9 protein-coding genes are annotated in these 9,243 nt (G+C 53.6%); 7 read left to right on the forward strand and 2 right to left on the reverse strand.

The features are described 5' to 3' along the window. From EJP87_RS10795 to EJP87_RS10815, 5 genes are all read left to right on the forward strand, one after another. Window positions 1–1,025 (forward strand): hypothetical protein (locus EJP87_RS10795; RefSeq protein ID WP_227657580.1); only part of this gene is annotated, 1,025 nt, incomplete at its 5' end. A gap of 1 nt (window position 1,026) precedes the next feature. Beyond that, complete coding sequence (locus EJP87_RS10800; RefSeq protein ID WP_130471884.1) at window positions 1,027–1,821, forward strand: DUF2460 domain-containing protein; 795 nt, start codon at window positions 1,027–1,029, stop codon at window positions 1,819–1,821. Between the two features lie 32 nt (window positions 1,822–1,853). Next, entirely contained in the window at window positions 1,854–2,684 is an 831-nt protein-coding gene (locus EJP87_RS10805) for a DUF2163 domain-containing protein (RefSeq protein WP_265332118.1), read from the forward strand. Continuing rightward, entirely contained in the window at window positions 2,681–3,106 is a 426-nt protein-coding gene (locus tag EJP87_RS10810; RefSeq protein WP_130471886.1) for an NlpC/P60 family protein, read from the forward strand. The genes EJP87_RS10805 and EJP87_RS10810 overlap by 4 nt, the downstream gene beginning before the upstream one ends. Then, the gene (locus EJP87_RS10815) at window positions 3,103–5,301 is read left to right on the forward strand and encodes a phage tail protein (protein ID WP_130471887.1); all 2,199 of its coding nucleotides are present in this window, start codon (window positions 3,103–3,105) and stop codon (window positions 5,299–5,301) included. The genes EJP87_RS10810 and EJP87_RS10815 overlap by 4 nt, the downstream gene beginning before the upstream one ends. Before the next feature lie 453 nt (window positions 5,302–5,754). Here EJP87_RS10815 and EJP87_RS10820 read toward each other — a convergent pair whose 3' ends face one another. Then, window positions 5,755–5,967 carry a hypothetical protein gene (locus tag EJP87_RS10820; protein WP_130471888.1) on the reverse strand — a complete coding sequence of 71 codons (213 nt, stop codon included), beginning with the start codon at window positions 5,965–5,967 and terminating at the stop codon, window positions 5,755–5,757. 2 nt (window positions 5,968–5,969) lie between these two features. Continuing rightward, window positions 5,970–6,512, reverse strand: coding sequence for a type II toxin-antitoxin system VapC family toxin (locus EJP87_RS10825; RefSeq protein WP_227657581.1), 543 nt, complete (start codon window positions 6,510–6,512; stop codon window positions 5,970–5,972). A 312-nt stretch (window positions 6,513–6,824) separates the two neighbouring features. Between EJP87_RS10825 and EJP87_RS10830 the strand changes: the two genes are divergently transcribed. Both EJP87_RS10830 and EJP87_RS10835 read left to right on the forward strand, forming a co-directional pair. Then, window positions 6,825–7,766 (forward strand): cation diffusion facilitator family transporter, encoded by a 942-nt coding sequence (locus EJP87_RS10830; protein ID WP_130471889.1) that lies wholly within the window; start codon window positions 6,825–6,827, stop codon window positions 7,764–7,766. 202 nt (window positions 7,767–7,968) lie between these two features. After that, window positions 7,969–9,243: FeoB small GTPase domain-containing protein (locus tag EJP87_RS10835; protein WP_130471890.1), on the forward strand; the 1,275-nt coding region annotated here is incomplete at its 3' end.

Consider the following 9,243-nt stretch of genomic DNA (forward strand, 5'->3'; position numbering starts at 1 on the left):
GATGCCAACAGCTTCACAAACTACCTGAGCAGCAATCCAAAAGCACTGATCAATCCCTTACGCAAAATAGCCAGAAATGCTGTCCCTTTAACGCGCTGACGTCCAAGAGGTCGCACATGTACGCGAAATACGATTATGTGGCAGGTGCAACCCTGGCCAACATCATGAACGACATCAACCTGATCATTACAGGTGAGACCAACATCAACAATCTGTCCGCGAGTTGCGCCAAGAGCACGACAGAGATTGTCGCTGCTGTGGCCGCTGGCTGGGCGTTGCACGATGCATTGGCTGGTACCAACAAAAAGTGCTACAAGGCACCCCTTGCCGATGACGCCACCAAATTCAAGTACATGGTACTGGATTTCAACTCGGCAGGGTACTTGAAAACCACGATCTACGAGTCCTGGGATGCCACGGCACACACCGGCACCAACCTGTGCTACTACTCCGACCAGTCCAGCTACGGGCAGAAGATAGACACCACGGCGGGAGGCACGATGTATGTTTTTGCCTCAGCGCGCTTTGCCGTTTTTGCCTCCAATACCAATCAATGGAGTGGCAGTTGTGGGCCAACAGGCGTGGTTGAGCGGACACGAGATCTGCCATTCGACAGCGTTGCCGCAGGCTATCCACCGTTTGGTTTCATCCATTTCTATTCGACATCACAGATATATCCCTACTTCTTTGCGCCAAGAGTGTTGACCATGGATGGCAGCGTGGTGGTGTCGCCATCAACTGCATTCAATGTGAGTCTCATGTTTTCCGGTGCTCCGTCTGGCATTGCCATGAAGATCCCGTCAGGAACAGGGACATTTTTGGTGCCGTTTTATCCTGGGTACGTGAGCAACTATTCGACCTACATGCCAGCCCCGTATGGGGAATTTTCATCGCTCTGCGACATTTGGAAAATCCCCAGCAATGTGGCGAACCATTTGTCCATCATCACCAAGGCCGGTGTGGATTACTTGGCAATGAAAACATACACATCATCGACAGAGATGTTCGTGATCAGGAAGTCATAAAATGGCCGATACCGGTATCGTCATTCAGTTTGCAAGAAAAACGGCTTTTGGCAACCCATATGTTGAGCCGATTGCAGGTGTATTCATTGCTCCATTCAGGCAGAAGACGTTCGTCATTGACAGGGCGTGGGAGTCGGGAACAACAGACGACTCCCAGTACACAGTCGATGACCGTCCGCTGGCCATTTTTCCGTCATTGCCAGGGATGTCGTGGGAGTTGAAGAAAACGCCGGAATTTCGCACCTCCATCCAGACGGCGGTTTCTGGCCGGGAACAGCGTGGTGCCTTCCGAGCCTACCCTGTCTGGCGCTTCACCCTGCTGTTTGACTGGTTGCGATCTGGCAACCTGCCGCATGAATACGAGGAGTTGCAAGGGTTCTTTCTGATGCATCGTGGCAGTTTTACTCCGTTCCTGTTCCTTGATCCAACCGATTCAGTCTGCGTGGACATGCCATTCGGCAAAGGAAACGACATCCAGGCGCAATTCCAGCTCACGCGATCCTTCGGCTTTAACACCTCGTTTTCGTTTGCTGAACCCATAGAGAACCTCAAAAGTATGACGGCCATCAAGCTGGATGGTCAACTGCTTTCTGCTCCAAGCGATTACACGGTCTCCGAGACGGGACTGGTTTCCTTCACCGTGCCGCCAGCCAGCAAGTCGATTGTGACCTGGAGTGGCACCTTCTACTACCGCTGCCGGTTTGCGGAGGACACGGCGGATTTCGCCCGCACGCTGCCCAATCTTTGGGAGTTGCGTGAATTGGCCTTTATCGGTGCCCCGGGGAACAGAATATGAAACAGGCAAGCACAAAATTGCTGCAGTTTTTGATGGCCGAGAACACTTTCCTGATGGCGGATCTGTTCCATCTGCAGTTGGTGGATGGCACTGTCGCCGGGTATTGCGCCTTTGACTGCAACATCACCTTTCGTGGTCGGGAGTATGTCGCCGACGGGCCAGTCATTCGGCGATCCAGAACACGCAGTGTGATTGGCGTGGAAGTGGACACTCTCAACCTGGAGGTGGCACCCGGACCAAACGATCTGCTGCTCGGTGTGCCATGGATTGTGGCCGCCAACGCTGGTGTTCTCGACGGTGCCACCTTGGCGCTGTACCGGGTTTTCCTGCAGAACGATTTGTCGCTCGTTGATGGCGTTACCCTGTTTGTCGGTCAGGTGGCAGACATCCAGACCACGCGCTCATTGGCAAAAATCACCGCGAATAGTGCTGTGCAACTTTTGAATATGAAAATGCCGAGGAATGTCTGGCAGCCAGGTTGCTCCCACACGCTCTACGACGACAATTGCGCAGTCAACAGGGATGCCGCCATCTATTGTATTGAGACGTCGGTGCGTTCCAGCGGGAGTACGGCAGTCACGGTTTACAGCAGTCTGGCTTCGGTGGTTTCTGGATGGTTCGACCAAGGGTACATCGAGTTCATGAATGGAAAGCTCACCGGTTTGAGGCGCACCATCAAATCCTGCTCCACCGATGGCGTTTTCCAACTGCTGCTTCCACTCCCGTCTGTTCCGGCAGTCGGGGACACCTTCAAGGCCCGGCCAGGGTGCGACAAAACCCAGGCCACCTGCACAAACAAATTCTACAACGTCACGCATTTCAAGGCGTTTCCCTATGTTCCCGTTGCGGAGTCGGCACTATGAATTCCATTCGTGATCAGATTGTTGAAATTGCCATGGGTTGGCTGCACACGCCGTATCACCATCATGCCAGAATCAAGGGTGTGGGTGTTGACTGCGTGCAGTTTCTGATTGCCGTTTTTGAGGAGTGCCAGCTTGCCACAGGTGCAGAGGCAAACGGCTATGCGCAGGATTGGCATCTGCACCGCAGCGAAGAGAAATATCTGCAAGGCATTCAGCAGTATGCCAGGCCGGTGGTAACGCCAGAGCCGGGAGATATTGCGCTTTTCCGATTTGGCCGGTGTGTGTCGCATGCTGGCATTGTCTTGCCGGACACCAAAAAAATCATCCATGCGTATGCTGGCCATGGCGTGATCCTCTCTGCGCTGGATGGACAAGAGCTTGCCGGACGCCTACACTCTCACTGGACGGTGGTGCCATCATGAGCAGCAAATCAGGAAATGTTGTCAACAATGCAGAGCCACGTGCAAACGGGATTGCCTTTCAAGGCAGTATTTACGGCACGGCCATTCCGATTGCCTACGGCAGAGCCAGGATGCCAGGGAATATGATCTGGTATGGTGACTTCCGTTCCATCGCACACACCACCTCGCAGGATGTCGGTGGCAAAGGTGGAGGAGGGAACACCGTCGTCAGCACAACCTACACCTACACCGCTTCATTCTGTTTTGGCCTTTGTGAAGGGCCGATTGTTGGTATTGATGGCATCTGGTCCAACAAGGAATACAAGGCAGACCCGGCCAATCTGTCGGAGGTGGTGACTCCCTCTGCGGCCTGGAACGAGCCACACATCATCTCAGGTTCGCACCAGGTGACAGTAGCGCACGGCGCACAGTGGACCAGCCACATCTCCTGTGTGGCCATCGATGGAGAGGTGATGACACCGCTGACGCTTGGCACCGATTTTGTCGTGAATGGTGGTACCTACTATTTTGCAACCGAGTTTTCCAACATCCAGGTGCAAATCAGCTACAACTACAACGCCATCAACAGCAGTTCCTCCGTGGTGACGGTGTTCAACGGCGCATTTGATCAATGCCAATGGACGTATCTGGTTACAAACCATCCGGAGCAGGCTTTGAACTATCCCGGCATCGCCTATGCCGCCTCCATGGACTGGCAGTTGGGATCCGGTACTGCTCTGCCGAACCTGAATTTTGATGTCATTGGCCAGTTGTCGTTTGATGCAGCAAACGGCATTTACGATGCGCACCCAAAGGATGTCATCATCGATTTGCTCACCAACACCCGTTACGGGTTGGGTTTTCCGGTGGCAAACCTGGGCGATTGGACGCAATATCACCGCTACTGCACAGCCAGTGGCCTTTTCCTGTCGCCGGTCTACGCCGCCCAGGAGGAGACGAGCGCCATCATCGCACGGTTGATGAAGATCACCAATTCTGAGGTTTACTTCTCGGAAGGCGTTCTGAAAGTCACGCCACTCGGTGACGCGCTTGTCACCGGCAATGGTGTCACCTTTACACCAAACCTGACGCCGGTTTATGAGTTGACGGAGGATGATTTTATCGTCTCCGGCCTGGAGGATCCAGTGACAGTCACCAGAAAGCCGTCTGTTGACGTGTACAATCACGTCAAAGTAGAATTTCTGAACGCCAGCAACCAGTTCAACACCGAAGTGGCCGAAGCGAAGGACATGGTTTCCATTGATCTTTTTGGTCTCAGGAGCATGGACTCTATCAAATTCCACGAGATCAAATCCGCTGCCGTGGCCAGGATGGTGGCACAAAATATCCTCCAGAGGACGCAATACGTCCGCAACTCCTACGGTTTCAAGCTGGGTTGGCGGCACTGCCTGCTGGAACCAACCGATCTTGTTACGCTCACCGACGCTGGCACCGGATTGGACAAAACGCCGGTGCGGATTCTGTCCATCGAGGAAGATGAAATCGGCCTGCTCACTGTTGAGGCGGAAGACGCGCCGTTTGGCGTGTTCAGCACGGCCACCTATCTGCACCAAACAGTTGGCGGCTATGTTGCCGATTTCAACAAGCCGTCAGGCGCGATCAATACGCCGGTGGTGTTTGATGCACCGATTGAACTGACACCCGGACTGCGAGAGATCTGGGTGGCTATCTCTGGTGGTGAAAACTATGGTGGCTGTCAGGTCTGGTTGTCGTCCGACGGGAGTAATTACAAGAAAATCGGTGAGATTGTCTCTCCGTCGCGTCATGGGTTTCTGACTGAGACGATGGCAAGCGGATCGGATCCAGACATAACCCACACCTGTAAGATCGATCTGTCCGAATCGGGAGGCACACTCACCTCCGGCACCATCGCCGATGCGGACAACAGAGCGACTCTGGCTTGGGTGGATGGTGAGTTTATTGCCTATTCCACTGCTACCCTGACAGGCAGTCACCAATACACCCTGGACAGCTACTTGCGGCGTGGCCTTTACGGATCAACGATCAAAACGCATCCAAGCCAGAGCCGGTTCGTTCGCTGCGATGGGACAATATTTCGGTACGCCTACGACCCGGCACTGGTCGGCAAGACGATCTACATGAAATTTCCTGCTTTCAACCAATTTGGTGGTGGGGGACAGTCGCTGGCCGATGCGGCAGAGTATTCGTTCAGGGTGGGTGAGAGTGCGGCGTAGATGTGTGCAGGATGTGGCGGATGTGCCCATCTTTTGGGCGCAGGAATGGTGTCTCACCCAGCTATTTGCTGTACCCGCGTCGTTCGGTGTACAGAAAGAGGATGGAGCGCATTGAGGTTCAAATTTTCACTGTCAATTCAATGCGCACCCTCAATAACGGGCTCCTGTGGGTCCGCCACATTCCCCGTCCCTTCCATTGATTCGCCTCCATGCGTCCGCCGGAAGTCCCTCGATCATAACATGCGTCTGGTCAACGTCCCGATTTTCGTAGCCGGGATCACGACCCAGGAAAATTGCGATGCCGGGTCACCGTACCGATGAAGCGCGTTCGGATCCGCGTCCCAAATTTTGCGCTGTTGGGCCAACGTCCCGGTAGATCGTCCGGGCCCGTGTCCGCCGGGCTCAACCCGAAGGGAGCGGGACGGAAAATTCAGTGCCATGCACTCGTTTACGTCATTTTGGTGCGGTGGAAAAGGGTTTGCCTTCTTCTTGCTCGGACAAACCGCGATCGCGATACACCTTCGGTGCAAAGGATACCACCTGTCTGCCGGATGCCCGATCCAACTCCTGGAGATCCTGCACGATGGCATCTATGTCATAATTGAAACGAGCGGCATGTTCATCACGAAACCTGCGCACTTCCTCTACAATCGGATCTTTCCACATAATCATGCCCCTTCAGGTAATTCTTCTGGTGTGCTGATGATCGGTGCCATGAGGCCATGCCTGCGCAGAGTATCGGTTACTTTCTGGCGGGTTAAGGCATTGGCAATATGCCTACAGTTCCACGTCAGCAGGTAATCCATCCCGTGAATAGCCGCCAAGGCGATATGAACCGCATCCTCCCCTGCCTTTGCAGGCAAGCAACCATCTCGGATGATTTCCTTGGCCAAGGAACGTGTCCGCTCGTCAACTGACAGGCTCTGCAATCCATCCAAAAAGGCCATACGCCTGCTGGCCGCATCGGGATCCCCGCATTGAGCCTCTCGGATAACCAATCCAGAGGCAAACAACTCATACTGGTGTCGTCGTTCCGCCCACCATTCGTGGGTGATTTGCTGATGAGCAGCCACCACCAAGTCCCGGCTTGGCATTGCGGCCAAGTAGCTGACGATGCTGGTTTCCAGGTAAAGGCGAGGTTTCATGGTGTCCCAAACATCGCTATATCGTTGACAGTCAGTGCTTTGCTCATCGGATTCCTCCTTCCACATCGTTCCACTTGTCACCAAGCATACCAGAAAATTCCCAACCACCAATAGCGTTCTGTGAGCCAGGCGCGATTTTGGCTGGGTGTTTGTGGAGAAGCCACAGGTCCAACACCGCCAGCAAGGTGATGGTGGATGTTGAAATGGTCAGAGTCCTACAACTCTGCAGCCGATCAATCCAATCCCGTGGGCGTTTTTGGCCCGTGTGTGGCGTACTGACCCTCAGTATGCAAAAGCATTTTTACTGGATTAACAGCGATAAATCTGCTACGGTTCTCGTTCCTGTATGTTGGTTTCCCAACTTGAGGTTGTGCCCCCTTGTCCTCTTCAACCCGTTCCTGCCCGCTTGACTTTATTCCGATTCACGAAAGTGCTGATCGGCCCCTGTCGCATTGTCGGCAGTGTGCCAACGAGGCGGCTCGTCTGGATTTTCTGGTGACATTGGGGGAAGCTCTCTTCAGCATGCTGATGGGGTGGATGACGGGGAGTGCAGGACTGCATGCTTTGGCACTGTTGACAGGGGGGGATATCCTTTCCAAAGCCATCAACTGGTTTGCCGTGTTGGCTTCTCACAAACCACCCACCGCTCGATTTCCCTATGGTTTCGGCAAACTCCAATTTTTATCAGCTCTGTTCATCGGCATTCTCTTGATTGGTGGTGCAACCTTTTTTTTCCTCCACAATATACAGGACATGCAGTCCGGGCAACTGAAGCGTGCAGGAGGTGTGGCCATTTTTTCTGCACTGTTGCTGTCCGCTTCCTCATGGTTGATGTACCGAATCATGATCTGTACGGCCAATCACAATAACAATCCTGCCCTGCTTGCCGCAGCCATGGATAATCAGGTGGACGCCTGGTCCTCCATTATGGTACTCATCGGTGCAGTGCTGACTCATTTCGACTTTTTGGTGGCAGACCGCATGATGGCCCTGCTGGTAGCCCTTTTGGTGGTCAAACTTGGCCTGCAGATTGTGCGAGATGCGGTTCAAGGGCTTCTGGACATGGGCTTGCCACCATCCGTTCATGCCCGGATTCGTGCCTTGTGCCAAGCAACACCGCATGTTGTTGGTGTCAGACGTCTCAGGGGGCGGCGTGTAGGAAGTGCCTACGAGGTGGATATAGAGCTCGAAGTGCCTGGAACCATTCCAATCGATGATACCCAGGAGATTAAAAACTGGTTGGCAATGGCCATCAAGGCGAAAGTACGCCATATTGAGTCTGTGCAAGTCGTTTTCTCCCCTGGTGCATCCACCCCGTAGGGGGGGGCTTGTCAGTATGCCAATCATGCTGTGCTATTGACTTCAAGTTCAAGCGCAGGAGGCGTGCGGGTCGGGAAACAGTCCAGGGGGCTGGGAATAACACAGGAATACGAACCGGCTTGCAAGGGAGCCTACTGAACGGTTACACTCCCCGTCGGCGTAGTTATTGATCCTTTGCAGGCAGCATCAAGGATGAAGCAGAATGGAGAGTTGTCATGCACTACCGGTAGTCGAGGCGGGCACAGGGCATGGATCGATGCCTTTTCGGGTTGTCATTATTGGTCGTCCCAACTCTGGTAAGAGCTTGATTTTTAATGAACTGACCAAAGTCTATTCCATCGTTGCGAACTATCCGCAAACGACTGTTGCGCCATCAAGCCAGCTTATTGATATCGCTGGAAGACCGGTGCTTCTTGTCGATACCCCAGGGTTGTCGAGCCTTTCTGTCAACTCACCAGATGAGCGGAGTACTCTGGAAGTCCTGATCAGCCAACGGCCAGATGGCGTACTGTTTTGCAGCGACGCCATGCACCTGAAACAATCACTGATGTTACTGATCCAGGTCATGGAGCTTGGCTTGCCTACGGTTTGCTGTCTCAACAAGATGGATGATACGGCATCCTGTGGAATGATTATCGATACGGCAGCTTTGTCAGCCCGTTTGTCAATTCCGGTAGTTGAGTTGTCGGCTGCCCACGGTTTTGGGTTTGATGCCTTGAAGAGTGCCCTCGAGCAGTTGATGCAGAGCAAAACGAGCAATCGGGATTGCTCTGCCCCTGTCACTTACCAGCCATTTTTTCAAGAATTTGCTGCTGGAGTACGCAGTCTGTTTCCGTTGGGGAGTCGTCCCAGTTGCGGGTTGGTGTTGCTCTACCTGCAGGGTGACCAGACGTCGTCGCACTGGTTTGCGAAAACCCTGGCGGATGGTGTGTTGAGCAAATTGCAGGGGATGGTTGAAGAGTTTTGGCAACGTTATCCCGCCAATCGTGTTGGTCTGCTGCTGTTTCAAAATCGCCTTTCGTTTGTAGAGCAGTTGACAGGAACCATTTTGCGACAGGCCAGCTATGTGCCACCCAGCCCGGCACGCCATGCTGAGGCGCTGTGTCGTCATCCCGTGTATGGCTGGTTTATTTTTCTGGCCATCTTGTGGTTGACATTTAAAGGGGTGGGAATCGGGGCCGCCGATCTGGGTGGTTGGTTGGACAGTGCGCTGTTTTCACCAGCAACCCAGTTGCTTGGCGAAAGCATCCCCTATCCGTTGCTCAATGAGTTTCTGGTGGGGCAGTTTGGTCTGTTGACCATGGGGGTTGCCAATGCCATGGTGACAGTTGTGCCGATTTTGGCCATCTTCTTTTTGATCGTCAACTTGCTGGAAGATATCGGCTACCTTCCCAATTTGAGTGTGTTGGCCAACCGGACTTTGCGCCCGTTCGGTCTGACAGGCAAGGCTGTGCTGCCTTTGGTATTGGGGACCGGG

The organism is Candidatus Magnetaquicoccus inordinatus (assembly GCF_004217665.1).
In the GTDB taxonomy this organism is placed as follows: Bacteria; Pseudomonadota; Magnetococcia; order Magnetococcales; family Magnetaquicoccaceae; genus Magnetaquicoccus; species Magnetaquicoccus inordinatus.